Annotated in this window: 20 protein-coding genes and 1 riboswitch; of the genes, 12 read left to right on the top strand and 8 right to left on the bottom strand. The window is 69.9% G+C overall.

Features of this window, described 5'->3' with window-relative positions:
- Positions 1-42 precede the first annotated feature (42 nt).
- Entirely contained in the window at positions 43-1,209 is a 1,167-nt protein-coding gene (locus CDN99_RS16195; protein WP_445677777.1) for an SPFH domain-containing protein, read from the top strand.
- 119 nt (positions 1,210-1,328) lie between these two features.
- Positions 1,329-3,140, top strand: a complete 1,812-nt coding sequence (locus CDN99_RS16190) for a hypothetical protein (protein WP_158218860.1) — start codon at positions 1,329-1,331, stop codon at positions 3,138-3,140.
- Between the two features lie 328 nt (positions 3,141-3,468).
- Here CDN99_RS16190 and CDN99_RS16185 read toward each other — a convergent pair whose 3' ends face one another.
- Both CDN99_RS16185 and pyrF read right to left on the bottom strand, forming a co-directional pair.
- Positions 3,469-6,720 carry a PAS domain-containing hybrid sensor histidine kinase/response regulator gene (locus CDN99_RS16185; protein WP_088385918.1) on the bottom strand — a complete coding sequence of 1,084 codons (3,252 nt, stop codon included), beginning with the start codon at positions 6,718-6,720 and terminating at the stop codon, positions 3,469-3,471.
- A 225-nt stretch (positions 6,721-6,945) separates the two neighbouring features.
- The gene (gene pyrF / locus CDN99_RS16180) at positions 6,946-7,797 is read right to left on the bottom strand and encodes an orotidine-5'-phosphate decarboxylase (protein ID WP_088385917.1); all 852 of its coding nucleotides are present in this window, start codon (positions 7,795-7,797) and stop codon (positions 6,946-6,948) included.
- A 118-nt stretch (positions 7,798-7,915) separates the two neighbouring features.
- On the opposite strand from pyrF, the gene CDN99_RS16175 reads away from it, so the two are divergent.
- From CDN99_RS16175 to CDN99_RS16165, 3 genes are all read left to right on the top strand, one after another.
- Positions 7,916-8,686, top strand: a complete 771-nt coding sequence (locus CDN99_RS16175) for a GNAT family N-acetyltransferase (RefSeq protein ID WP_158218859.1) — start codon at positions 7,916-7,918, stop codon at positions 8,684-8,686.
- 96 nt (positions 8,687-8,782) lie between these two features.
- Positions 8,783-9,493, top strand: coding sequence for a winged helix-turn-helix domain-containing protein (locus CDN99_RS16170; RefSeq protein WP_088386143.1), 711 nt, complete (start codon positions 8,783-8,785; stop codon positions 9,491-9,493).
- Positions 9,493-10,803 carry an ATP-binding protein gene (locus tag CDN99_RS16165; RefSeq protein WP_088385915.1) on the top strand — a complete coding sequence of 437 codons (1,311 nt, stop codon included), beginning with the start codon at positions 9,493-9,495 and terminating at the stop codon, positions 10,801-10,803. Before CDN99_RS16170 ends, CDN99_RS16165 begins: the two co-directional genes overlap by 1 nt.
- Positions 10,804-10,938: 135 nt before the next feature.
- Here the strand turns inward: CDN99_RS16165 and CDN99_RS29750 are convergent, their stop codons facing one another.
- Together CDN99_RS29750 and CDN99_RS28275 are read right to left on the bottom strand one after the other, a co-directional pair.
- Positions 10,939-11,262 carry a type II toxin-antitoxin system RelE/ParE family toxin gene (locus CDN99_RS29750; protein WP_088385914.1) on the bottom strand — a complete coding sequence of 108 codons (324 nt, stop codon included), beginning with the start codon at positions 11,260-11,262 and terminating at the stop codon, positions 10,939-10,941.
- A complete protein-coding gene (locus CDN99_RS28275; RefSeq protein ID WP_141100825.1) occupies positions 11,240-11,704 on the bottom strand; it encodes a hypothetical protein in 465 nt (154 codons plus the stop codon). The genes CDN99_RS29750 and CDN99_RS28275 overlap by 23 nt, the downstream gene beginning before the upstream one ends.
- A 373-nt stretch (positions 11,705-12,077) precedes the next feature.
- Between CDN99_RS28275 and CDN99_RS16155 the strand changes: the two genes are divergently transcribed.
- Positions 12,078-12,653 (top strand): outer membrane beta-barrel protein, encoded by a 576-nt coding sequence (locus tag CDN99_RS16155; protein ID WP_088385913.1) that lies wholly within the window; start codon positions 12,078-12,080, stop codon positions 12,651-12,653.
- Between the two features lie 203 nt (positions 12,654-12,856).
- On the opposite strand, the gene purB is transcribed toward CDN99_RS16155, so the two are convergent.
- The gene (purB, locus tag CDN99_RS16150; protein ID WP_088385912.1) at positions 12,857-14,224 is read right to left on the bottom strand and encodes an adenylosuccinate lyase; all 1,368 of its coding nucleotides are present in this window, start codon (positions 14,222-14,224) and stop codon (positions 12,857-12,859) included.
- Positions 14,225-14,379: 155 nt separating this feature from the next.
- Between purB and CDN99_RS16145 the strand changes: the two genes are divergently transcribed.
- Together CDN99_RS16145 and CDN99_RS16140 are read left to right on the top strand one after the other, a co-directional pair.
- On the top strand, positions 14,380-17,262 hold the full coding sequence (locus tag CDN99_RS16145) for a polysaccharide deacetylase family protein (RefSeq protein WP_088385911.1): 2,883 nt from the start codon (positions 14,380-14,382) through the stop codon (positions 17,260-17,262).
- Positions 17,263-17,650: 388 nt separating this feature from the next.
- Positions 17,651-18,160, top strand: a complete 510-nt coding sequence (locus CDN99_RS16140; RefSeq protein WP_088385910.1) for a GNAT family N-acetyltransferase — start codon at positions 17,651-17,653, stop codon at positions 18,158-18,160.
- A 96-nt stretch (positions 18,161-18,256) separates the two neighbouring features.
- Here the strand turns inward: CDN99_RS16140 and CDN99_RS16135 are convergent, their stop codons facing one another.
- The 3 genes from CDN99_RS16135 to CDN99_RS16125 form a co-directional block, all read right to left on the bottom strand.
- Positions 18,257-18,934, bottom strand: a complete 678-nt coding sequence (locus CDN99_RS16135; protein WP_088385909.1) for a glutathione S-transferase family protein — start codon at positions 18,932-18,934, stop codon at positions 18,257-18,259.
- Between the two features lie 127 nt (positions 18,935-19,061).
- Positions 19,062-20,165 carry a M48 family metallopeptidase gene (locus CDN99_RS16130; RefSeq protein WP_088385908.1) on the bottom strand — a complete coding sequence of 368 codons (1,104 nt, stop codon included), beginning with the start codon at positions 20,163-20,165 and terminating at the stop codon, positions 19,062-19,064.
- Positions 20,165-21,355, bottom strand: a complete 1,191-nt coding sequence (locus CDN99_RS16125; protein WP_088385907.1) for a YjgN family protein — start codon at positions 21,353-21,355, stop codon at positions 20,165-20,167. Before CDN99_RS16125 ends, CDN99_RS16130 begins: the two co-directional genes overlap by 1 nt.
- Before the next feature lie 218 nt (positions 21,356-21,573).
- Between CDN99_RS16125 and CDN99_RS16120 the strand changes: the two genes are divergently transcribed.
- The 4 genes from CDN99_RS16120 to metW all read left to right on the top strand — a co-directional run bounded on the left by CDN99_RS16120 (position 21,574) and on the right by metW (position 26,122).
- Complete coding sequence (locus CDN99_RS16120; protein WP_088385906.1) at positions 21,574-22,206, top strand: glutathione S-transferase family protein; 633 nt, start codon at positions 21,574-21,576, stop codon at positions 22,204-22,206.
- A 123-nt stretch (positions 22,207-22,329) separates the two neighbouring features.
- Positions 22,330-24,201 (top strand): signal peptide peptidase SppA, encoded by a 1,872-nt coding sequence (sppA, locus tag CDN99_RS16115; RefSeq protein WP_088385905.1) that lies wholly within the window; start codon positions 22,330-22,332, stop codon positions 24,199-24,201.
- A 9-nt stretch (positions 24,202-24,210) separates the two neighbouring features.
- Positions 24,211-24,285: riboswitch (SAM riboswitch) on the top strand.
- 71 nt (positions 24,286-24,356) lie between these two features.
- Positions 24,357-25,541 (top strand): homoserine O-succinyltransferase MetX, encoded by a 1,185-nt coding sequence (gene metX / locus CDN99_RS16110; protein ID WP_088385904.1) that lies wholly within the window; start codon positions 24,357-24,359, stop codon positions 25,539-25,541.
- Positions 25,538-26,122 (top strand): methionine biosynthesis protein MetW, encoded by a 585-nt coding sequence (gene metW, locus CDN99_RS16105; protein ID WP_088385903.1) that lies wholly within the window; start codon positions 25,538-25,540, stop codon positions 26,120-26,122. Before metX ends, metW begins: the two co-directional genes overlap by 4 nt.
- Positions 26,123-26,142 lie beyond the last annotated feature (20 nt).

The raw sequence follows: 26,142 nt of genomic DNA, 5'->3' as shown, positions 1-26,142 counted from the left end.
GATGGCTTCGGCGCCCCGACCGGCGCTCCCATCGGCGCTTCGATGAAGGGCGCCGCCGGCGGGCTGCTCCGCGCGCTGCCCTGGTTGGCGGGCCTGACGGCGGTGGCCGGCGCGGTGGCGCTGCTGGTGGCGCACCCGCCGATCCATGAGGTGCCGCGCGGCGAGGTCAGCCTGCGGACCAACGCGCTCACCGGCGGCGTGGCCGAGGCGCGGACCGGCTCGCTGCTCGTGATCCCCGGCCTGCACGACGTGCGCGACCTGCCGCTGCGGGATCGCAGCTATCACCCCACGCGCTTCGCCCGGGCCAACGGCGAAGCGCCGCTGCAGTCGCTCGAAGGGCTGTCGCTGGGCCTGGACCTGACGGTGCGCTGGACCGTCGATCCGGCGCGTCTGGCGCAGCTGGCGACCAGCCTGCCCGACGACATCGAGGCCGACGTGATCGCCCCGGCGCTGCAGGGCATCGTCTATCGCCAGATCGCGACGCACACGGTGCGGGAGATCTTCTCGACCCAGCGCGGCCCGATCCAGGCGGCGCTGGAAGGCGAGCTGCGCCGCAAGCTGGCCGCCGACGGCATCGTGCTGCGCGGCGTGGACATCGGCAACGTCGACCTGCCGGCCGAGTACCGCCAGGGCCTGGAAGGCCTGCTGGCCGAGGGGCTGGCGAGCGAGAAGATGCGCTACACGCTGGAGCTGAAGGAAAAGCAGGTCAAGCAGACGGAGCTGGAGGCCGCCGCCGACAAGGTGCGCCGCGAGACGGCCGCCGAGGCCGCCGCGCGCGAGCAGGTCATCGCCGCGCGCGGACAGGAGGAGGCGATGAAGCACGTGCTGCCGTTCAAGCAGCGCCAGGTCGAGCAGCGGCAACTGGAGGCGGAGGCGGAGCGCGTCGCGCGCGTGCGCATGGCCGAGGGCAACGCGCAGGCGCGCGGCATCGAGGCCGACGGCGAGGCCAAGGCGCGCGAGAAGCTGGCCGATGCCGAGGCGTATCGCCAGACGCGCATCGGCAAGGTCGCGGTCGACCAGATGGCCGCGGAAGGCGCGCTGCTGAGCCGCCATCCGCTGCTGATCCAGAAGGCGATGGCCGACAAGCTGTCGGACAAGGTGCAGGTCATCATCGCGCCGCCTCCGGCGGACGGCGGCTTCATCGGCAAGACGCTGCTGGGCGCGCGCAACGAGCGCGGCGAGACCGCGTCGGAAGGCGCCGCGCAATGACGCGCCCACGGCCGACGATGGCCTCGACTTCGACTTCGACTTCGACTTCGACTTCGACTTCGACTTCGACCTCGACCGTTCCCTCACCCTCGATGAACGCCTCGGACAAGGAGTTCGACATGTGCCGCATGAAGCTCGTTCTGGCCGCCGCGGTGGCGGCGGTCGCCGTCCAGTTGCTGTGCGTGCATTCGGCGAGCGCCGCCCCCCTGGATGCCGGCGACGACGCCGCGCCGAAGCCGCCGATCAAGCGGGCCGCCACCGAAGGCGCCACGCCGGCGCGCACGGCGCTGGTGGTGCAGGACAACGCCGCGATGCGCGGCGCCGCCAGGGACTCGGCGCCCGCGCAGGCCCAGCTTTGGCGCGGCGAGGCATTGGAGATCCGCGGCGAACGGCCCGATCACTTCCAGGTCTATGACTACCGCCGTGAGCGCGGTGGCTTCGTCCGCAAGAGCGCGTTGCTGCCGCTGGACGGCGCGGCGGCACAACCCGACGCGCTGCTGGCCGCGCTGCGCGTGGTGCGGCAGCAGCCGGGCGCGGAGTCGCTCGGCCTGGGCCTGGCGGCGGCCTATGTGCAGGCGGCGAGCGTGGCGCAGATCAACGGCGCCGGCGGCGCCGAGGCGCTCGACGCCATGGGCACGCTGGCGGAGCGGCTGGCCGACCGGGCTTCCCGCGTGCAGGCGCGTCCGGACGGGGTGATGCCCGCCACGGCGACCGAGACGCAGGTCGCCGCGCAGCTCGACGTCGCCGCCCGCTACGGCCTGCGTTTCCGCACGCTGGAGCGCGAGGCCGGCGCGATGCAGTTCTGCTACGACGGTGAGGCCTTCCGACGCGTGCTCGCCATGCCCGCGGCCCAGCAGGAACAGAAGGCGCGCGCCGCATTGGCGCTCACGCGTGTCGACTGCGTCGACCCCGCGGCCACGCCGCCGCAGCGCGAGCAGTGGGACCAGTGGCGCGCCGACGTCCTGGACAAGGTCGACCTGAGGGATCCGGCGTTGGCGACGCACTGGCGCAACCGGGTGCTGATGCGCCAGTCGGGCGTGTGGAGCAGCCTGGCGTTCATCCGCGCGCGCCGCGCGGGTGCCCAGGGCGTGGGGCGGGCAACCTCGGCGATTCCGACGTCGAATCCGAATCCGAATCCGAATCCGAATCCGAATCCGACAGCGACCGCGACCGCGACCGCGACTGTCAACTTACCCGCCGCTGCGGCAGCGACCCCACGTGGAGCGCCAGCGCTGCCTGCGCTCGAAGCGGCGCAAGGCGCGGCAACGGTCACGCTGTCGGTGGACGCGTCGTCGGCGGCGTCACGCCGCGCGCTGGAAGCCTTCGCGCGCATCGTGCCGGCCGAGCTGTCGGAGGACGATCAGCCCGCCTACAACGACGCGGCGATGCGAGGCAACGCGATGCGCTGGGCGGCGCTGCCGGCGGGACCGGTCGAGCAGACGCTCGGCGCGCTGAGCCTGACCGTGCAGCCGGGCCAGCCCGGCGAGACCTGCCTGACGCTGGTGGGGCCCGGCGCCAAGGACGGCAAGGGCGCGCTGCTGCGGCACTGCGCCTGGGGGTTGGTGATGACCGCGTCGGCCCGCATCAACCGCGAGGGCAATGCGATCGCCATTGCCTCGGTCCCGTCGGACGGTTGGCGCGAGCTGTGGCTGCTGCGCAAGACCGCGCAGGGCTGGCGGGTGTCGGTGCTGCCGCCCGCACCGGCGCAGCCGGGCTTGGGCTACGCGGAGTTCGCCGGCTGGGTGCCCGGTGGCCGGGAAGTGCTGGTGGCCCGCGAGGCGCGGGCGGAGGGGCGTTATCGGCGGAGCTTCGAGCAAGTCGATCTGGACTCGCTGGAGACGAAGCGTCAGGCCGGCGACGCCGCGATGCTGGGCGCGTTCCAGCGTTGGCAGGCGGCGGAGTGGAAGGGCGCGACGCTCAGCCTGCGGTGACCTTGAGCTGAGCCGGGGCCGGGCCTGGGCCTGGGCCGAGCTGACCTGACCTGACCTGACCTGACCTGACCTGACCTGACCTGACCTGACCTGACCTGACCTGACCTGACCTGACCCGACCCGACCCGACCCGTGCTCGGCTCGGCTCGGCTCGGCTCGGCTGGACTGGACTGGGCTGGACTGGGCTGGGCTGGGCTGGCTTGGGGGGAAACGTGGGCCGACCCCGGGGCGGGTTCGTACCGCCCCGGCATTGCGTCGCGCGGCCGCGCCCTGCATCGACCCAGGGCCGCGCGCAACGGCGATCGACCGGCGCCGCATCGTGCGGCGCTCAATCCGCCGTCAGCCTCACCAGCACCTGCCGCAGCCGCTGCGCGTCGATCGGCTTGGTGAGGAACTCGTTCATGCCGGCGGCCAGCGCCTCGTCGCGTTCCTGGACCAGCGCGGCGGCCGTCAGCGCGATGATGGGCAGTTCTTCGCCGTCGTAGCGCTGGCGCAGCTGGCGGGTGGCCTCGTGGCCGCTCATGACCGGCATTTGCACGTCCATCAGCACCGCGTCGAAGGGCTTGCCCACGCTGGCCGCGGCGTGCACCGCCTCGACCGCCTGGCTGCCGTCGCTGGCCTGCGAGACCTCGGCGCCCCATTGCTCCAGCATCGCCACGGCGATCATCATGTTGACCGGGTTGTCCTCGACCATCAGGATGCGTCGGCCCGACAGCTCCGCTTCCTCCGACGGCGCGCGGCGCTGCGTGCTCATCGGCGCCGGCGCGGCCGGCAGCGGCAGCTCGGCCCAGAAGGTCGCGCCCGCGCCCGGCTGGCTGTCCACGCCGACCGTCCCGCCCATCAGCGCGGCCAGCTCACGGCAGATCGACAGGCCCAGACCGGTGCCGCCGTAGCGGCGCGTGGTCGACTCGTCGGCCTGCGTGAAGGGCTCGAACAGCCGCGCCTGCATCGGCTCGGCGATGCCCGGGCCGGTGTCGCTGACCTCGATGCGCAGGCGGTGCTCGTCGTGGCGGCGCACCCGCACCGCGACGCTGCCTTGCTCGGTGAACTTCAGCGCGTTGCTGAGGTAGTTGCTGAGGATCTGGCGCGTGCGCACCGGGTCGCCGACGACCCAGGCCGGCACCGCATCCTCGACGTCGATGCCGAAGGCCAGCCCGCGTGCCTGCGCCAGCGTCAGGTAACCCATGCGCATCGTCGCCAGCATGTCGCGCAGCGCGAAGGGCACGGTCTCCAGCGTCAGCCGGCCGGCCTCGATCTTGGACAGGTCCAGGATGTCCGACATCAGGCCCGACAGGCTCTCCGCGCTGTCCACCATCTGGTCGAGGTAGTGGCTGCGCGTGTCGACGGGCAGGTCGGGCTGCTGCAGCAGCCGCGCCAGGCCGACCAGGCCGTTCAGCGGCGTGCGGATCTCGTGACTGATGTTGGCCAGGAAGGCGCTCTTGGCGCGGTTGGCCGCCTGCGCCTCGTCCTTGGCCTGCGCCAGCGCGGCCTCGACGCGGCGGCGGTCGGTCACGTCTTCCATGATCCAGATCGTGCCGCCGCGGCTGGGGTGATTCGGGTCCACCGCGCGCGCCAGGATCCGGCACAGGAAGCGGCTGCCGTCGCGGCGCCGCATCAGGCGCTCCACCTCCACCTGCTCGCCCGACGCCAGCCGCGGCCCGAGGTCGCGGCCGACGGCCTCGTAGTCCTCCGTGCTCGGCCACACCACGCCGCCGGACTGGCCGATCAGGCCGCCCAGGGGCCAGCCGAACATCTCCTCCACCAGCCGGTTGGCCTGCACGAAGCGTTGGTCGCGCGTCAGCGCGATGCCGATCGAGGCGTTCTCCAGGATCGCCGCATGGACCAGCCGGGTGCGCTCGGTGTCGGACACGTCGCGTGAATTCACCACCAGGTAGGACATGCCGTCCATCACGAACGGCGCCGCCGACAGCAGCATCGGGATCAACTGGCCGCGCCGGTTGACGAAGGTCGCCGACATGTCGCTGACGCGGCCGTGCAGCCGCAGCGCCTCGAGCAGCCGCTCGCGCTCGCCGATGTCCTGCCAGATGCCCATCTCCTGGGTGGTGCGGCCCAGCACCTCGTCGGCGCCGTATCCGCTGACCAGTTCGAAGGTCTTGTTGACCATGACATAGCGGCCGCTGGCGGTCTCGCTCAGCGTCACGACGTCCGGGCTGGTCGCGAACAGGTGCGACAGCAGCGCCTCGGAACGCCGCAGCGCGTCCTGCGCGCGCGAGGTCTCGGTCTGGTCGATGAAGAAGGACAGCGTCGCCGGGCCGCTGGCGGCGTCCACGCGCACGCTGGTGGCCTGCACCAGGCGGCGGCGGCGGGACAGGGTCCGCAGCTTGAATTCGGTCATCGGCAGCATCGCGCCGACCGGCAGGGCCTCGATCTTGGCGGCGCGCTGGCGGGCGCGTTCCTCGTCACCGGGCTCGTAATGCGAGAACAGATCCTGGCCGATCATGCTCGAGCGCTGGGTGTAGCCGAACATGGCCATCGCCGCCGGGTTCGCGTCCATCACCCGGCCCCAGCGATGCAGCACCAGCGGCGACGGCGAGCGGCGGAACAGCTCGCGGTAGCGCGTCTCGGTGGCGAGCATGGCTTGCTCGGTCTGGACTTCGTCGGAGACGTCGCGACCCACGCCCCAGTAGCCGCGGAAGTTGCCCTTGGCGTCGAAGCGCGGCTCGCCGCTGATCGACACGTAGCGCAGCGTGCCGTCCTCGGCCGCGCGGCGCATCACCAGGCCGCGGAAGGGCCGGTGCGACTCCAGGTCGGCGCGGTGCGCGTCGAGCTCCTCGTCGGACAGGCCCAGGTGCTCGATCTCCCACGGCGTGCGGCCCAGGCGCTCCTCCATCGATAGCCCGGACGAGCCCGGGTTGTGCTCGGCGAGGTGGCTGAAGCGGAACTGGCGGTCCATCTCCCAGTACCAGTCGGCCGCCATGTTGAGCAGGTGGCGGAAGCGGGCATGGCGCTCGTTGACCTCCTGCATCGCGCGCCGGATCAGCTTGGCGGTGCCCAGGCCCACCACCAGGCCGGCCACCAGCAGCATCAGCTGGGTCAGCAGCCGCGCGGTCAGGCTGGCCGGCACGCCGCCGGCGAGCACCCAGCCGCCCAGCTCCGCCGTCGCCAGGCCGCCCAGCGCGGCCAGGCCCAGCCCGAACAGCGACAGTCCGGCGCCCAGGCCGACCATGCTGGTACCCAGCGCCACCATCAGGGCCATGATGCCCAGGCTGCTGGCGGTCAGGCCGAGCTGGCGCGACACCGCCACGGCGACCGCCGTCGCGATCGCCAGGCACATCATGACCATCACCGCGGCGGGACCGCGATCGGACGGCAGGCGCCACAGCAGCGCCAGGCCGGTGACGGTGGAGAGCAAGGCCAGCAGCGGCGGGACCAGGCCGCCGAGCGGCTCCGTCGGTGCGGCGCTGAAGGCCAGCATCACGCCGGTCAGCGCGGACAGCAGCACGCACGCGGCGATGAACAGCCGCGCCGCGCGCCATTGCAACCCGGGGGGCAGGCGGTCGCCTCGCGACAGCTCGTGCCCGACCAGACTGCTGAGATCGTCCTGGGAATCCTTGCTCACTCTGACTGTGCCCAACGTTGTGCCTCGACGCTTCGATCACGGGGCGTCCGCGACGGATCGCGGCGGCCCGGAATGAAACGTCCGGTAACGCAGTCTCGGCGAGCGGCGGGGGAACTGAAGAGCCTCGGAAACCCCAAACAGGTGGGATTCGGTGCGCGCTCGGGGTTTCTGCCAATTAATTGGCGGCCGGCCGGGGCCGGGCCCGGCCGGCGGATCAGCCGGAGATCAGCCGGGGATCGCCTGGGAAGCAGCGGGCGAGACCGGGCGCAGGGCGTCGCGGGTCGCCTGGGCGACGCGGCGGGCGGCGGCGGCGAAGTCCTCGCCGGAGGCGGCGTACAGCACCGCGCGGGAAGAGCTCACGATCACCGTGCCCGCGTCCTTGCGCCAGCCGGCCGCGACGGTGGCGGCCGCGTCGCCGCCCTGCGCGCCGATGCCGGGCACCAGGAAGGGCAGGTCGGGCGCCAGCTCGCGCACCCGCTCGATTTCCTTCGGATAGGTCGCGCCGACGACCAGGCCCAGCTGGCCGTTCAGGTTCCAGTCGCCCTGGGCCAGGCGGGCCAGGTGCTCGAACAGGCGCGGCTGGCCGGGGACGTCGGCCAGGCGCTGCATCTGCCAATCGTCGCCGCCCGGGTTGGAGGTGCGGCACAGCAGGAAGGCGCCCTTGTCGGGATACCGCAGGTAGGGCTCGATGCTGTCGCGGCCCATGAAGGGCGACAGCGTCACGGCGTCGGCCTGGTAGCGATCGAAGGCCTCGCGGGCGTACTGCTCGGCGGTGGCGCCGATGTCGCCGCGCTTGGCGTCCAGGATGACCGGCACGTGCGGCGCGTTGCGCTTGATGTGGGCCATCAGCTGCTCCAGCTGGTCCTCGGCGCGGTGCGCGGCGAAGTAGGCGATCTGCGGCTTGAAGGCGCTGACGACGTCCTTGGTGGCGTCGACGATGGCGGCGCAGAAGTCGTAGATGCGGCCCGCGTCGCCTTTCCAGTGGGTCGGGAACCGGGCGGGGTCGGGATCCAGGCCGACGCACAGCAGGGAATCGTTCAGGCGCTCGGCGGCCTGCAGCTTCTGCATGAATTTCATGGAGGGTCCGGATGGGGCGTTCTGGGGGTGCGGTATTGTCCCGCTTTTGCTCGGCCGGCCTGGCCGGCCCGGCATGGCGGGCATCGGGCCAGCGGGCGGCATACCGCGGGGAGGCGGCATGGAAGTCCTGAGAACGGCGCGGCTGCGCCTGCGCTGGTTCGGTCCCGCGGACGCGCCCTTCGTGCGCGGTCTGCTCAACGAGCCGGCCTGGATCGAGAACATCTACGACGCGCAGGTGCGCACCGACGAGCAGGCGGCCGTGTGGATCCGCGAGCGGCTGGAAGCGCGTTACTGGCTGCTGGGTTATGGCTTCTGGGCCGTCGAGCGGCTGGAGGACGGCGAACTGATCGGCCTGGCCGGCGTGATCAAGCGCGACGGCTTGCCGCATCCGGACATCGGCTACGGCTTTCCCGCGCGTTTCTGGGGTCACGGCTATGCGCGGGAAGCGGCGGCCGGCACCTTCGACTACTGCCGGCAGGTGCTGGGCCAACGCGACCTGATGGGCACGACGGCGCCGGAGAACCACGCCTCCGGTCGCGTGCTGCTGGCCATCGGCATGACCGACGAGGGCGTGCGGCAGACCGAGGCCCACGACACGCCGTCGCAGGTCTACAGCTGGCACGACCCGGTGCGGCGCTCGGACGCGGAAGAGATCGCGGCCTTGCGTTTCCGCTGGCGGGCGGCGCTGCAAGGGCCGGCGCGCCCGGCGCTGCCGGCCTGCCTGACGCCCGAGACGATCGAGCGCGTGATGGCCAGCCGTACCGACATGACGCCCGCGGCGCTGGATCACCTGGCGGCGCGTTGGGCGCCGCTGGCGGAGGACGGGTCGCTGCGGGCGGTGCGTACGCCCGCCGGCTGGCGCCTGGACGTGCCGACGGACCGCGCCTGAGCGGTGCCGGCTCCGCCGCGCGGGCCAGGCCCGCGCCGCTTCGCCCTTAAGCGTGGCTGAAGGCAGGCGCGGACCGCCTCGCCTATGCTCACGGCCATGGAGATTCCCGCACAGCCCGCCACGGCGCGCATCCTGTTGATCGAGGACGACGAGCGCCTGGCGCAACTCGTCGCGGAGGCGCTGCGCAAGGCGCAATACGTGGTGACGGTGTGCGGCGATGGCCTGGCGGGCGAGGCGCTGATGCGGCAGGAGTCCTTCGACCTCGTGCTGCTGGACGGCCACCTGCCGGGCAAGGACGGTTTCGACGTGCTGCGCGACACGCGCCGGGACTTCGCCGGCCGCATCGTCATGCTGACGGCGCGCGATGACGACATCGACCAGGTGCTCGGTCTGGAAGGCGGCGCCGACGACTACATCACCAAGCCGGTCGCGCCGCGCGTGCTGCTGGCGCGGCTCAAGGCGCTGCTGCGACGCGACGCGCTGCCGGTCGCGCAGCCGGTCGGCGAGGCGCTGCACTTCGGCCCGTTGACGCTGCTGCCGCAGTCGCGCGAGCTGCGCGTGAACGGCGAGCCGGTGCCGCTGACGACGGCGGAGTACGAGCTGCTGAACTACCTGGCGCATCGCGCCGGGCAGGTCGTCAGCCGCGACGACATCATGCAGGGCCTGCGCGGGCTGGAGTTCGACGGGCTGGACCGCGCCATCGACGCGCGCATCTCGCGGCTGCGTAAAAAGATCGGCGACGACGCCCAGTCGCCCACGCGCATCAAGACGGTCCGCGGGCAGGGTTATCTGTTCGCGATCGACTGATGGCCGCGCTGTCCTTGCGCTCGTCGCTGCTGCGGATGGCGCTGGGCCTGGGGCTGGCGGTGCTGGCGCTGGCGCTGCTGGTCGAGGGCCTGGTGCTGATCGGCGCCTCCGAGGTCACGAACGACTATGTCCGCAACTTCATGCGCGGCACCGTCGACCTGCTGGTGCGGGATCTGTCGCCGCTCGATCCACCGGCACGGCGCGAGCGGGTGCGGGAGCTCGACGCGCAATTCGACTATCCGGTGCGGCTGATCCGCACCGACCTCGCCAACCTCAGCAACGACCAGCGCGCGCGCCTGGGCCGGGGGGAGATCCTCGTCACCGGCTTCAATCGCCGCATCTACGCGGCGCTGCCCGGGGAGCCCGATCAACTGCTGCTACTGGGGCCGCTCGACTCCAAGCGCGCCGGCGAGTTGCCCAAGGAGCTGGCGGCGCAGCTCGGCGTGGCGGTGGTGCTGGCCCTGGCCGTGGCGATCCTGGCGTGGTGGCAACTGCGACCGCTGTGGCGCGACCTGCGCGGCCTGCAACGCGCGGCGGAGCGCTTGAGCGCGGGCCGGCTCGACACCGAGATGCCGGCGCTCAAGAGCCGCCTGTTCGCGCCGGTCGTCGCGGCCACGCGGGCGATGCTGGAGCGGCTGGCCGCCGCGATGGCGACGCAGCGGGAACTGACGGGCGCGGTCTCGCATGAGCTGCGCACGCCGCTGGCGCGGCTGCGCTTCGCGGTCGACGCGCTCGTCGACGAGGACGACCGCAACGCCCGCGAGGCGGCGGTGCAGGCCTGCGAGCGCGACATCGACGAGCTCGACGAGCTCATCGATGCCAGCCTGACGCTCGCTCGCCTGGACATGGGCGCGCTGCAGCCGCAACTGGCGGCGGGGGACCTGGGCGACATGCTGACGAGGGAAGCGCGCTCGCTGGCGCCGCTGCTCGACGGCAAGGCGCTCGACACGGACCTGCGGCTGCCGGCGTCGCTGCCCTTCGACGAGCGGCTGCTGCCCTATGCGATCCGCAACGGCCTGCGCAACGCGGCGCGATACGCGAAGGGCAACATCCTGCTGTCGTCCTGGGTCGAGGCGGGGCAACTGTGGCTCGCGATCGACGACGACGGGGAAGGTGTGCCGCCAGCGCTGCGCGAGGCGGCGTTCGAGCCGTTCAAGCGCCTGGAGCGCAAGGGGCGCGGCACACGGGGCTTCGGCCTCGGCCTGGCGATCGTGCGCCACGTGGCGCAAGCCCACGGCGGCCATGCGCGCCTGGGCGAGGCGCCCAGGTTGGGTGGGGCGCGGTTGTTGTTGTATTGGCCAGTGGGGTGAGAAGGACTCGGTTGGAGCGCCCATAGCGCCTGCGAAAGCAGGTGTTTGAGCCGCCGAGCCAAGTGAAACCGCCAAGCGCCTGGCAAAGCATCCTGAAAGCCATTCGGGATGGCGGTCCGACGGGTCACCCGCATTTCATTTCCGTCGTCGGACAGTAGATGGCCGGGGCGGTTTCGGCCAATTCCGACGCGTGTGCTCGAAGTTGAGTATGCGAACTTTGGTGCGTGTCAATCGGTAGACGATGAAGTAGTTCGGTCGAACGACCATCTCTCTGACACCTGCAACACGACTCGATTCGCGATAGAGGTTCGGAAAGGTCAAGACCATGGATAGCCGTTCGAAGACTTCATCGTTGAACTCCTCGGCTGCGATCGGGTTCGCGGTCGAGAGTTCATCAATGAACCTGTCGTAGACAGCTAGCGCCCGGGGACTCCATTCAAGGCTTCTTTGGGCGGACATGACGTCCCCCAGCGCTACGGATCCTGTCGCGCGTCTCCTGCCAGACCTGCCGATAGTCCGTGCCAGGCCTTTTGTCCCTGAGAGACAGAAGAATCTGTTCCTTGAACCATGCGTCCCAAGCCGCTTGATCGAAGTCGTCCGCTTGTGAGGGTTCGATCGGCGTTCGCCTGAATGCGACCCGGTCGGTGGATGGTGAATGAATGACGTTGAGATCCACGATGTTCAGCTCCAGAAGACGTCTCGCGAGGGTTTCGAGTGTCCGGAACATGCGCGGCGCACCATTCGGCGATGTCAAGCGGTAGCTGCGGTCCGCTCGCAGCAGCCACAGATGCCAGACGCGTCCATGGGCCACGGCTTCGGCTCGCAGCGTTTTGCCCGAAGCGGCCCATGCGCGCAGCGTGGGTTCGTCGATGGGTGTTGGCGGAGATCCGGTGGTGTCCATGGCGCGATGAAGGGCGGGTGAAGGCTGCAGGGCTCAGTGCGGGAGCATAGGCCGAGTGCCCCACCCGCTCGTTCGACATCGGCGGCATGGACGGAGCTATCGTGGCCGAACGCAGGACTCTCGCCTATGACCCTGACTATTGGCGTTTTGACTTGTGCAGGTCTTTCGAAAATAGGCGAGCTGTGATGCGGGCAGGCGCTCGGCCCCACGTGAAGCACCGTCAAGCGCCCCGCCCCCGGCTGTCATCAACCGTCACACAAGGCCCCAACTCGCGCCACAGACGCGGCGGCGTCGAATTTCCACAATGAGCCCCATGTCGAACGAGCCCTGAGCCCACGGACGACATCGATCAACAGCTCTGAAGGAGTTTCGAATGAACCGCTACAACAACAACACCCGCACCTCGATCAACGGCAAGAAGGCTGGCCTGCTGGCCGCCGCGGCGCTGGCGCTGACCCTGGGCTCGGGTCTGGCGCGCGCCGATGCGCAGACGCCGTATTACATCGGTGGTGACGTGGCCAAGTCGACGCAGCGCGTGGACGGCAATTCGCAAAAGCGCACCACGGACAGCTACAGCATCTTCGGCGGCTACAAGTTCAATGAGAACTTCGCCGTGGAAGCCGCCTACACCGACCTGGGCAAGGCCAACTTCAACGGCGTGAGCGCCAAGAACAAGGTCTACTCGCTGGACGGCATCGCCCGCGCCCCGCTGAGCGACAAGTTCGGCGTCTACGGCAAGGTCGGCCTGGCCTACGCCGAGCGCAACTTCGACGGCGGCCTGAGCGACACGCACAAGACCGGCCTGAAGATGGGCGTGGGCGTCGACTACGCGCTGACCAAGAACGTCACGCTTCGCGCCGAGGCCACCCGCTTCAACAACATGCCCAGCGCCAACGGCTTCGACAAGAAGCTGGACCGCGTCGGCCTGGGCCTGGCTTACCAGTTCTGATGTCCTGACCCGGCATCGGCGCTTTCCGGGCAGCTCCTACGCGACATCCCCCAACTCCCGAATACCGGAAAGCGACAAGGCAGTGCAGCAATGCACTGCCTTTTTTCGTCGCATGACCGATGCGGCGGGCGCTCATCCACAAGCAGCACCAAAAGGATCGGGCCCGCGAGGGCCCGATCATCGTGAGGGAGGCGGAAGGATCCTCAGATCCGCTTGGCCAGCGCCTCGGCCTTGCCGGTGTAGTTGCCCGGCGTCATCGCCAGCAGGCGCTGCTTCTCGGCCTCGGGCAGCTCCAGGCCCTGGATGAAGGTCTGGAGGGACTCGCGCGTGATCGTCTTGCCGCGGGTCAGCTCCTTCAGGCGCTCGTACGGGTTGGGCAGCGCGTAGCGGCGCATCACCGTCTGGATCGGCTCGGCCAGCACTTCCCACGAGGCGTCCAGGTCCGCGTCCAGCGCGCCCTGGTTGAGCTCCAGCTTGTCCAGGCCCTTGCTCAGCGAGTCGTAACCCAGCAGCGCGTAGCCCAGCGCCACGCCCATGTTGCGCAGCACGGTGGAGTCCGTCAGGTCACGCTGCCAGCGCGAGATCGGCAGCTTCTGGCTCAGGTGCGTCAGCACCGCGTTGGCCAGGCCGAAATTGCCCTCGGCGTTCTCGAAGTCGATCGGGTTGACCTTGTGCGGCATCGTCGACGAGCCGATCTCGCCTGCCTTGGTCCGCTGCTTGAAGTAGCCCAGCGACACGTAACCCCACACGTCGCGCGACCAGTCCACCAGGATGGTGTTGGCGCGGGTGACGGCGTCGAACAGCTCGGCCATGTAGTCGTGCGGCTCGATCTGGATCGTGTACGGGTTGAAGGTCAGGCCCAGTTGCCGCTCGATGACCGATTGGCTGAAGGCTTCCCAGTCCAGCTCGGGATAAGCGGACAGGTGCGCGTTGTAGTTGCCCACGGCGCCGTTCATCTTGGCCAGCAGCTTCACGTCCGCGATCACCGCGCGGGCGCGGCGCAGGCGCGCCACGACGTTGGCGATCTCCTTGCCCACCGTGGTCGGGCTGGCCGTCTGGCCGTGCGTGCGGCTCAGCATCGGCGCGGCGGCCATCGCCTGCGCCATCTCCGTCAGCTTGCCGATCACGCGGTCCAGCGCGGGCAGGATCACCTGATCGCGCGCAGCCTTCAGCATCAGGCCGTGGCTGGTGTTGTTGATGTCCTCGCTGGTGCAGGCGAAGTGGACGAACTCGCCCGCCGCTTCCAGGTCCGCCTTGCCGGCGAACTGCTGCTTGATCCAGTACTCGACCGCCTTGACGTCGTGGTTGGTCGTCTTCTCGATGTCCTTGATCGCCTGCGCGTCGGTCTCGGAGAAGTCGGTCACCAGCGCCCGCAGGAACTCGCGCGAGGCCGCGGGCAACGGCTTGAACTCGGCCAGACCGGCGTCCGACAGGGCAATGAACCACTCGATCTCCACCTGAACGCGGCGGTGCATCAGGCCGAATTCCGACAGCAGCGGACGCAGCGCGGACATGCGCGATGCGTAGCGTCCATCCAGGGGCGACAGGGCGGTGAGGGCGGAGAGATTCATGGCGCGCGGCGGCCGGGCGGTCCGGCCGCGTGAGGGTGGGGCAAACCCGTGGATTCTACAGAGGGGGTCGCCGGAGGCGGTCACAATGGCTCCCGCGTTCACGATCGAGCTCCAGAGGGAAGAAGGAAGGCATGAGGGTAGGCATGAGGGTAGGCATGGGGGAGAAGACGATTCGCCGCGGGGCTGTCCGGGGCGCGGATTCGAGGACCACGACGCGGCCGCGCGTGGCGCTGATCGGCGCGATCGCCGTGGCGGGCCTGCTGGTCAGCTGCAAGCCTTCGGACCACGCGCCCAAGCCGCTCGCGCCAGTGGAGGCCGCCTCCGCCAGCCCGGCCGTCAGCGCCACCTTGCTCAAGCAGAGCGATGACCTGCTCGGCCGCTACCGCCAGATGATCGTGCTGATGGACGGCGAGGCCGCCATGAAGCCCGCCGATCGCGAGGCCGTGCACGCCGTCGGCCTGATGCTGTTCCATGACATGCAGGAGAGCATCACCGCGCTCGCCGCCACCGCCGGCCGCAGCACCGATCCCGCCGGCCTGGCCGCGTTGTCCGACCTGCTCGACCGCATCGAGGGCGAGCCGTCGTGGTTCGACGCCGACCGGCTGGCGTTCAAGGAGTTCCTGACCCAGCTGGCGCAGCAGTTCTCCACCTCGCAGAGCATCGCCGGCCTGAAGCTGGCCAAGCGCGCCGGCGAGGACCTGACGGTGCTGGCCGAGATCGAGCAGGCCTACGCGCAGGAGCTGCGCGACACCTTCGGTCGCTTCGCGCAACGGGGCATCGTGCCCAAGCGCGAGAAGTGGACCGACTACGTCGCCAAGCTCAAGGCGGTCTACACCCGCGAGGGCATCCTCAAGGACTACGCGACCGTGCTGCCCGACCTGCAGGCCCGGCCCACCATCACCGAGATCACGGTGCCGCCCGAGACCTCGACGCCGGGCACGCCGGCCACGCGCGGCCCGACCAAGGAAGAGCGCGAGTTCTTCGGCCGTCAACTGCCGCCCAAGACCGTGCTGCTGACCTTCGACGACGGCCCGCACCCGCGCTACACCGACGAGATCCTGGAGATCCTCAAGCGCTACCAGGCGCCGGCCGTGTTTTTCGAGCTGGGCCGCAACCTCGGCAGCGTCGACGCGCAGGGCAAGGTCAAGCCGGGCCCCGGCACGCAGGTCGCGCAGCGCGTGCTGGCGGCCGGTCATCCGATCGCGAACCACAGCTTCAGCCACGGCGTGATGTCCAAGTTCGAGCTGGACAAGGTCCGGCAGGAGGCCAGCTCCACCGAGGCGCTGCTCGATGCCGCCGGCCGCAGCGGCCAGGCGCTGTTCCGCTTCCCCTACGGCGCGCGCAACGACGCGGCGCTCGGCGCGATCGAGGCGTTGAAGCTGCGCTCGATGATGTGGAACGTCGACTCGCTGGACTGGTCCGATCCGATCCCGAAGTCGATCGCGGCGCGCGTGCTGGGCGAGCTCGGCAAGCAGCAGCGCGGCATCGTGCTGTTCCATGACATCCACGCCCGCACCGTCGAGGCGCTGCCGCTGGTGCTGGACCAGCTCAAGGCCGAGGGCTACCGCTTCGCGGCCTGGAAGGACGGCAAGATCGTGCCGGTCGACGCGCCCGCCGACACCGCGGCCGCGCCCGAGCTGGCCGGCGCCAACCTCTATCGCGACAGCGTCGCGCTGGTGATCGGCATCGACCAGTACAAGAGCTGGCCGCGCCTGCAGCACGCAGTGCGCGACGCCCGCGCGATCCAGGAGACGCTGCAGACGCAATTCGGCTTCCGGCCGGAGAACGTCACCACGCTGACCGACGGCGACGCGACACGCGCCAACATCCTGCGCGCGCTCAACGCCATGACGCGCAAGGGCCCCGACGGCAAGGTCAAGCGCGACGACCGCGTGTTCGTGTTCTTCGCCGGCCACGGCAGCACGCGCAAGCTGCCCAGCGGGCGCGACGTCGGCTACATCATCCCGGTCGATGCCGGCACCGACGACCTGCAGACCGACGCCATCGCGATGCCGCAACTGCAGGAGCTGAGCGAGGCGCTGCCCGCCAAGCACGCGTTCTTCGTCATCGACGCCTGCTACTCGGGCCTGGGCCTGACGCGCGGCGGCCCGGTGGGCGGCAACAACTTCGTGCGCGACAACGCGCGCCGCATGGGCCGCCAGATGATGACGGCCGGCGGCGCCGACCAGCAGGTCGCCGACGACGGCCCCGGCGGCCATTCGGTCTTCACCTGGACGCTGCTTCAGGCGCTGTCCGGCAAGGCCGACCTGAACGGCGACGGCCTCATCACCGCGACCGAGCTGGCCGCGTATGTCGCGCCGGCCGTGTCCGCGATCGCGCACCAGACCCCGGCCTTCGGCAGCCTGCCGGGGTCGGAGGGGGGCGAGTTCATCTTCGAGCTCGCGTCGACGCAGGAGCAGGCGCTCAGCGGCGACAGCAACCAGCTCGACGCCAAGGCCAGCGCCCTGGCCAAGCAGGCGGACGAGGCGCGCAACGCGCAGTTGCAGCCCGTCGCCGCTACCGTCGCGTCGGCTTCGGCGCCGGGCGGCGCAACGGCGGCGAGCGCTACCTCGGTGCAGGTCACCCTCAAGGGCCTGGACGGCAGCGACACCGCGATCGCGACCAGCGCCGCGCCGGCCCCGGCCAGCGCGCGCGTGGCCGCGCAGCGCGCCAACGACCGCGGCCTGCAGCTCTACAAGGAGCGCCGCTACGACGAGGCCGAAGCCGCCTTCACCGAGGCACTCAAGCTGCAGCCCCGGTTCGCGCTGGCCGCCAACAACCTGGGCTTCATCTACTACAAGCGGGACAAACCCACCGAGGCCGCGCGCTGGTACCGCAAGGCCATCGAGATGGACGGCAGCCGCGCGCTGGCGCACCTGAACCTCGGCGACGCGCTGCTGCGAGCCGGCGAGGACGCCCAGGCGCAGGCGGCGTACCGCGCGTTCATCGAGCTGTCGCCCAAGCACCCGCGTGCCGCAGAGCTGAAGGCGTGGGTCGAGCATCCGGACAGCGCGAGGAAGCCCGAGCCGTCGCGCTGAGCTTCTCCCTCCACCGCGTGAAAGGAACCGAGGACACACGCCGACGTATCGGTGAGGCGTCCGACATGCCGATGAAGCGCCCGGCACGTCGATGACGTGCGCGATATGTCGGCGACACGTCCGATAGATCGATGAGGTGCCCGATGTCTCGGCGATGCGTCCGATGAGTCGATGAGGTGCGCCGACATGTCGGTGTATGGGGGGAAGGGCTTTCGTGGCGCAGCCGGGAGAATCTTTCTCCCATGCGGATCCGGACAGAAGGCAGGTGGAACCAGCGGCGTCAAAGGGAGCAAAGGCCAGCCGGGTTGTCCCTGATGCAGGGCGCGATGGGCTTGCTGCTTAATCCGTTTTTTTCCGCTCGGTTGACGTTTGGTTACCGCTTCGTTCGATGGATCTCCTGGCTTCCGATGGCGTCGCACCGCGCCTGATCCGCGTGCATCAGATCGATCCCCTGGCTTGGGCGCCGCTGCTGGCGGCCAGCGAGGCCGAGGGCTGGCACATGCTGCGCCGGCTGATGGACGAATGGCGCAGCGGCGCCAACCGCTATGAGCAGCCTGGCGAATCGCTGTGGGCCTGGTTCGACGCGCGTGGCCTGGTGATCGCCGTGGGCGGGCTCAACGTCGAGCCGCCTCCCGGTCGTCCGGGCACTGGCCGCATGCGGCGCTTCTACGTTCATCCCGACTGGCGCGCGCATGGGCTGGCACACCGGCTGGTGAACGCGGTGCTGGCGAGCGCGCAAGGGCATTTCAGCCGCCTGCATGTCAATTGCGAAAGCGCTGGATCGGCCGCGTTCTGGACGCGCTGCGGTTTCGCGCCGGTGGACCTGCAGAGCGAGCCGGTGGAGCGCCCGGCCCGTTACACGCACGTGCGGCTGCTGCCGCGATATCAGGCGGCTTGAGCCCCTCGGGATCCGCCAGGGATTCCCCACACGTCGGCCTGCGGCCGATGCCTGCGCTGATCGAAGCCGATGCCGATGCCGATGCCGATGCCGATGTCAGCGGGCCGGCGGCCAATGCCGCGCGCACACGTCCGCGACCTCGGGCAGCGCCTCGATGCGCTTGAGCAGCGCGAAGAACTCGGGCCGGTGCTGCTCCAGGTGCGGGCGCGAGCCCGACCACTTCGACACGATGACGGCCATCAGGTCCAGCGCGCCGGGCTGCGCCCCGCTCAGCCAGGGCGACGGCGGGAACATGTCCGCGAAAAGCTCCCAATGACGATGCAGCCGGGACTTCGTGCCCAGCACGATCGCCTGATGCTGCGCCTGATCCTCGCTGGTCGTGTAGCGCCGCGGATAGTCGATGACGCTGATGCAGCTGTAGCAGTTGGCGGCGATGTAGACCAGGCCGCGCAGGATCTGATCCCGCCGGGGATCGTTGTCTCCGAGCAGGCCCGCTTGCGGAAAACGCAAGCCCAGATGCATCAGGATCGCGCCGCTCTCCGTCAGCACCGCGCCCTCGGGCGTGCGCAGCGTCGGGATCTGCATCAGTGGATTGAGCGCGCGCAGCTCGTCCTGCGCCGAGCGGTCCTCCCAGGACGACGCGTGCACCACGCGGAACGGCGCGCCGCAGCGCTGCAGGCCGATCTCCACGATCGCCGAGCCGGAGCCCTGCGTGCCGTAAAGGACATAGCCGTCGGCGGGCGAGCCGGCGTGGTCTTGCGGGGAGGCGCTCATCGCTGGAGTCCTTGGCCCGCGAGCGCGGGCGATGAAGGAAGCGGCGAGTGTAGGAGCCAGGGCCGGCGGTGGACGGAAGTCCCGGCCAGGCGCAGGGCCGGGCACGCGAGGTGCCCGCTGGCCGCGATCAGCGCTCGAAGAAACGCATCCGTTCCTCATCGGCCGGGTGCGAGTTGAAGGCGATCTGCAGCAGCTCGCCGGCGCGGTCGAGCGCGGTGTCGGTGGCGGTCGCACCGTCCGCGGTCTGCGCCGCCCTGGCCTTCGCGGCGCGTTCCGTGCGGCGTTCTCCGAGCCGCTCGAACAGCACCAGCATCGCGCGCGGGGGCCGGCCGCTGGCGATCAGCAGGCGCTTGGCCTGTGCGTCGGCGGCGCGCTCGAAGTCGCGGGAGTAGCCGGCGTTCAACAGCACCGCGGGCGCGCCGGCCAGCAGGCTGGAGAAGTCGCCGATCGCCACGCCCACCAGCGCGCTCGCCAGGCTGAATCGCATCATGAGCCGCAGGCCATGGTGCTCGCGGACATGGCCGAGCTCATGCGCCAGGACGCCGAGCACCGCGTCGGGCTGGTCCTTCAGCAGCGTCAGCAATTCGTCGGTGACGACGATGTGGCCGCCGGGCAGCGCGAAGGCGTTCGGGCCCAGCCGGCCGCCGGTGTCGCGGAAGTGCAGCGTGTAGGGCGTCGCCTCGCCCGGCTGGCTGGCCACCATCGCCGCGAAGCGGTCGCGCCACAGTTGTTGCTCCGCGGCCGGCAACTTGCTGGGCTTGAGCAGCGCCGATTCCAGCCGCTGCAGCGATTCGTCGCCGATCGAGTCCTCGATCGACGTCGGCACATTGCGCGCGATCACGTCCGCGGCGATCGGCACGCCCCAGCGCCACGCCGCGACGCCGACGGCGACGACCGCCAGCAGCGCGACCAGCGTGCGGCGCCAGCTGGAGATCCAGTGCATCGCCAGCCCGGAGCCCAGGCCTCGGCCCTGCGTCGCCTCGCTGGCCCAGGTGTCCCACGCGGCCGTGTCGCGCGCGGTCACCACGCCGCCGTCGGGCAACTGCGCCTGACGCTGGCCGTGCCGCGTGCGTTCCGGCCAGACCACGCGACGCAGCGGATAGCGCCGCTCGACGCCGTCGAGGTCCTGGTCGTGCACGACGAGCTGGTCGTGCTCCAGCCACAGGCGGACCGGTCGTGCGCGGGCGCTGCGACCGTCGAAGTAGTCCGCGTGCAGCGTGGGCGCCACCATCACAGCCCCATGTCGATGCCGAAGAAGTCGCCGGCGAACTCGCCCACGGCGCTGGTCTGCGTCGCGTCCTGATCGGCCACCCAGGTCTCCGGATCGCCGTCCATCGTCAGGCTGACGGCTTCCAGGCGCATGCGCGCCATGTCCACCGCGGCGAAGGGCCGGTACAGGCCGAGCGTGATCGCCGTCAGCAGCCAGTTCCTGGCCGACAGGCTCAGCAGCGGGCCGAAGTTCAACTGGCTGGTGACGGTCAGGTCCTCGGTCGAGGTGGCGTTCCAGAGCAGGTTCTGGAATCGCGCGGTGACGTAGGGGGCGACGGCCGCGAACATCAGCAGATAACCGGAGGCGATCGTGATGATCGCGACGATCTTGCCGAAGAGGCCGCCGGTGAAGCCGCCGACCAGCATGCCGAAGAAGAACACCGCGATGAACAGCACCAGGCCGATCAACCCCATGCCCGCCGCGCGCAGGCACAGCAGGTAGACCGAGCCGGCGGTCAGCCGCACCTGGGCATGCTGCGAGGCGATGCGGTAGCCGGTGTGCTGATAGCGCTTGAGCTCGGTGAAGACCCACGGCGTCACCAGGACGGCGAGCAGCAGCAGGACCATCAACACCTTCTCCTCGGTGCCGATGCGGGGCGCGCCGTTGGCGCCGACCCAGGGCGGGCCGAAGACCAGTTGGAGGCCGACGATCGCGGCCCCGATCAGCATCGTCGGCAACATCGGCAGATAGGCGCCGGCGAGCGCGCCGTCGAAGCCGAAGCGCAGCCCGCGCCAGCTGGTGTTGCGAAGCCGGAACTGCAGGCCCGCGCGCCACAGCGCCGGTCCCAGCACGCACAGCAGCACGAACGCGACGGCGCCCGCGAACAGCGAGATGCGGCCGGCCATCGAATAGGCGCCCATCAGCACCAGCATCAGCAGGTGGCCGCAGAACATTTTCCACGCGTCGCCGTGGAAGGCCAGCGCGTGGCCGTCGATGAGGGTGTTGGCGTAGAAGTAGCGGATGCGCCGCGCCTTGGCGAACGGCCAGTACAGGCCGGCGGTGACGATCGTCAACAGCAGGTTGACGATCCAGATGCGGAAGTACTCGCTGCCGGAGCCGGTGAACTGGATGTCCAGTTTGCGCTTGCGATATTCCGATTGCGGCCAGCCGGTCAGACCCCCGGTTGCCGCACCCTCCTCGTGCTGGTGCATGAAATCCCTCTCTCTGTCATCGTGCGCGGATCGTGTGCGTTCCGCCTTGTTTGCCGACCGCTCTTCGGCGGGGCGGGCGGGAGTGTGCGTCACTTGCTAAGGGGACGGCAAGACACCCAAATGAGGGCATCGCCGCCGTTGCGCGCAGGAGTCAATCGCGAGAGGGTGACTGGCTAGAATCCCTCGGCATAAACCCGAGGCAGTTGCTCCGGAGACGAATGAAACTCATCGGTTCACTCACCAGTCCCTACGTCCGCAAGGTCCGCGTCGTCATGGCGGAAAAGAAGCTCGACTACCAGTTCGAGCTGGAGGACGTCTGGGGCAGCGACAACATCCTCAAGATCAACCCGCTCGGCAAGGTGCCGTGCCTGGTCATGGAGGGGCAGGACTCGATCACCGGCGCGGTGTTCGATTCGCGCGTCATCGTCGAGTACGTCGACACGCTGTCGCCGGTGGGGCGCCTGATCCCCGACCGCGGCCGCGAGCGCTGCGAGGTGCGGACCTGGGAAGCGTTGGCCGACGGCCTGATCGACGCCTGCGTCGCCGCGCGGCTGGAGGACACCTGGAGCGGCCGCACGCCCGGCGAGCGCAGCCAGGCCTGGGTGCAACGGCAGATGAACAAGGTCCACGCCTCGCTGCAGGCGATGGCCCTGGGCCTGGGCGAGAAGCACTGGTGCTCCGGCAACCACTTCACGCTGGCCGACGTGGCGCTGGGATGCGCGCTCGGTTATCTGGACTTCCGCTTCCCGGCCATCGACTGGCGCGCCGCGCATCCGAACCTGGCCCGGCATTTCGACAAGCTCATGACCCGCCCGAGCTTCCAGGACACGCTGCCCCCCGCCACGCGCTGACCCGCGGCGGCCGGAGGTCGGCGCGGGAGCGCCTGACTTCCGCCGCGGTCACGACTTGGGCTCACAATCACCGGGTTCGGCGCGAGATCCGTGCCGTCCTGGCAGATCCCAAGGGAGGATTGGATGGGTGTGAAGCGAGCATTGGCGCCGATCGGGCGCTTCTTCGGCAGGCTCTGGTGGCTGGTGGACGGCACGCGGCGCGTGGTGCTGAACCTGCTGTTCCTGCTGATCGTCATCGGCCTGGCGTGGCTCGTCTTCCGGGGCGGCAAGCCGCTGCAGGACAAGACCACGCTGGTGCTGGACATCCAGGGCGAGGTGGTGGAGCAGTTCTCCGGCTCCGCCCGCGACCAGGCGATGGCCCAGCTCAAGGGCGAGAACCGCGCGCAGACGCGCCTGCGCGACGTGCTCAAGGCGCTGGACGCCGCCGCCAAGGACGACAAGATCGTCCAGGTGCTGCTGGACCTGGACGAGATGGGCTCGGCCACGCCGGCCACGCTGCACGAGATCGAGGCCGCCATCGGCCGCTTCAAGCAGAGCAAGAAGCCGGTCATCGCCTTCGCCAACCACTACGACCAGCGCGCCTACTACCTGGCCGCGCAGGCCGGCGAGGTCTACGTCCATCCGATGGGCGAGGTCATGATCGAGGGCTACGGCCGCTATCGCAACTACTACAAGGACGCGCTGGACCGCGTCGGCATCGCGCCGAACGTGCTGCGCGTGGGCACCTACAAGAACGCCGTCGAGCCCTATTTCGCCAACGGTCCGTCCAAGGCGACGCTGGAGGCGGAGGGTTATCTCTACGACGAGCTCTGGACCCGCTACCAGACCAGCGTCGAGACCGCGCGCAAGCTGCCCAAGGGCGCGATCGCGCGTGCCATCGAGGAACTGCCGCAGCGGCTGCAGGCCGTCGGCGGCGACTCGGGCAAGTTCCTGCTGGCCGAGAAGCTGGTCGACGGACTGAAGACGCATGACGAGCTGGAGACCCTGCTGGAGAAGCGCGGCGCCAAGGACGACAAGCACCTGCGCGTGATCCGCCTGGGCGCCTACGTGGCGCAACTGCCGCCCAGGCTGCCCAAGCCCGAGGGGCAGGTCGGCGTGATCGTGGCCGAGGGCGAGATCGTCGACGGCAACGCCGCGCCGGGCCGCATCGGCGGCGAGTCCATGTCCCGCCTGATCCGTCAGGCGCGCGAGGACGACAAGGTCAAGGCCATCGTGCTGCGCGTCAATTCGCCGGGCGGCAGCGCCTTCGCGTCGGAACTCGTGCGGCGCGAGCTGGAGCTCGCCCGCGCGGTCGGCAAGCCGGTGGTCGTGTCGATGGGCGGCGTGGCGGCCTCGGGCGGCTACTGGATCTCGATGTCCTCCGACGAGGTGATCGCCGATCCGTCCACCATCACCGGCTCGATCGGCGTCTTCGGCATGCTGCCCACCGGTGACAAGCTGATGGACAAGCTGTCGATCCACACCGGCGGCTACACCACGACGTGGCTGGCCAACGGCTACGACCCGCGCCGTCCGCTGGACCCGCGCCTGGCGCAGGTGGTGCAGTCCTCGATCGAGCACATCTACGCGGACTTCACCGGCAAGGCCGCGCAGGCGCGCAAGAAGACGCCGCAGCAGATCGACGCCGTCGGCCAGGGCCGCGTGTGGACCGGCGCGCAGGCGCTGGAGCGCGGCCTGGTGGACCGCAACGGCCTGCTGGGCGACGCGATCGCCAGCGCGGCCAAGCGCGCGAAGCTGGGCGACGAGCCCACGGTCCGCTACGTCGAGCCGGAACGCAGCGCCGTCGAGCGCCTGCTGACCAGCGTCGGCGACGCGGCGGCGCCGTCGCTGCGCGGCATGGTGCAGCACGCGCTGGGCGGCATCCCGCAGATCCCGGTCCCGCTGCGCGAGGCGCAGGCCGACATGACCTGGCTGGCCGAGCAGGCGCAGGCCGGACCGGCCGGCACGCGGGCCCCGGTGAAGGCCATCGTGCACTGCCTGTGCACCGCGCCGTAGCTATACTCCCGACCCATCGGCGCCGATTTGTCCGGCTTGCGGGCGCCTAAAAAATGCAGCTAAAGAGGGACACCCGATCCACGGATCGAGACCCGGTGTTCCGCTTCAAGCAGCGGCACCGGGTTTTCTTTTTTCGGATTTGATCGAGGTGTTCCATGGGTTCAGTCGGTGACGTCACACCGCAACGGCTCCTGTTCGACGAGCCGTTGCCCTTGCGCAGCGGCGCCAGCATCGGCGGTTATGAGTTGATGGTCGAGACCTACGGCCGTCTCAACGAGGACAAGTCCAACGCGGTGCTGGTGTGCCACGCGCTCAACGCCAGCCATCACGTCGCGGGCACGCATGCGGGCGTGGAGAAGAGCGAGGGCTGGTGGGACAACCTGGTCGGCCCGGGCAAGCCGCTGGACACGGACCGGTTCTTCGTCATCGGCGTCAACAACCTGGGCTCGTGCTTCGGCTCGACCGGGCCGATGCACCTGAACCCGACGACCGGCCGCGTGTACGGCAAGGACTTCCCGGTGGTGACGGTGCAGGACTGGGTCGACGCCCAGGCGCGTGTGCTGGACCGCTTCGGCATCCGCAAGCTGGCGGCGGTGCTGGGCGGATCGCTGGGCGGGATGCAGGCGCTGGACTGGTCGCTGCGTTATCCGGACCGCATGGGGCACTGCATCGCGGTGGCCACGGCGCCCAACCTGTCGGCGCAGAACATCGCCTTCAACGAGGTCGCGCGCCGCGCCATCATCACCGACCCCGAATTCCACGACGGCTTCTTCTACGAGCACGGCGCCGTGCCGCGCCGCGGCCTGCGCGTGGCGCGGATGATCGGCCACATCACCTACCTCAGCGACGACGTGATGGAGGAGAAATTCGGCCGCCAGATGCGCGCGACGGAGCTGGGGTATTCGACCTCGGACATCGAGTTCCAGATCGAGAGCTACCTGCGCTACCAGGGCGACAAGTTCAGCGAGTACTTCGACGCCAACACCTACCTGCTGATCACGCGGGCCCTGGACTACTTCGACCCGGCGCGCGAGCACGGCGGCGACCTGAGCCGCACCTTCGCGACCGCGCTGTGCAAGTACCTGGTGGTGAGCTTCAGCACCGACTGGCGCTTCTCCCCGGCGCGTTCGCGCGAGATCGTCAAGGCGCTGCTGGACAACAAGCGCGATGTCTCCTACGCGGAGATCGACGCCCCGCATGGCCACGATGCCTTCCTGCTGGAGGACCCGCGGTATCACGGCGTGCTGCGCGCCTACTTCGACCGCGTCGCGAAGGCGTTCGAGCAGCCGATCGCCGGCGCCGGCGTGGTGTCGCATCGCCTGTCGGGGGTGGCGGTATGAGCGATCGCGCCGTGATGGAAATGATCTCGGACCTCGTGCCGCGAGGCGCACGCGTGCTGGACCTGGGCTGCGGCACCGGCGAGCTGTTGGCTCACCTGCAGTCGACCAAGGGTTGCACCGGCTATGGCGTGGAGCTGGACGACGCGAATGTGCTGGCCTGCGCGCAGCGCGGCGTGAACGTGATCCAGCTCAACCTGGAAGAGGGGCTGGCGATCTTCGAGGATCAGAGCTTCGACGTGGTGCTGCAACTGGAGACGCTGCAGAACCTGCGCAACACCGAGGCGATGCTGCGCGAGACCGCGCGGGTCGGCCGGATGGGCGTCGTCAGCTTCCCCAACTTCGCGCACTGGCCCAACCGGCTGCAGGTGCTGGCCGGCCGCATGCCGGTGACGCGCGTGCTGCCGTACCAGTGGTACGACACGCCCAACATCCGCGTCGGCACCTATGCCGATTTCCAGATCCTGGCGCGCAAGTGCGGGCTGCGGGTGCTGGACAGCTTCGGCGTGCAGAACGGCCGCCAGGTGCGGGTGATGCCGAACCTGATGTCGAGCATGGCGGTGTTCAAGTTCGACAGGGATTGAGGCTGGTGCCGGCGCATGCC

Source organism: Roseateles aquatilis (assembly GCF_002205645.1).
Classification (GTDB): domain Bacteria; phylum Pseudomonadota; class Gammaproteobacteria; order Burkholderiales; family Burkholderiaceae_C; genus Roseateles; species Roseateles aquatilis.
Note: the sequence above shows the minus strand (reverse complement) of the source record. Positions and strands in the feature narration are given on the sequence as shown.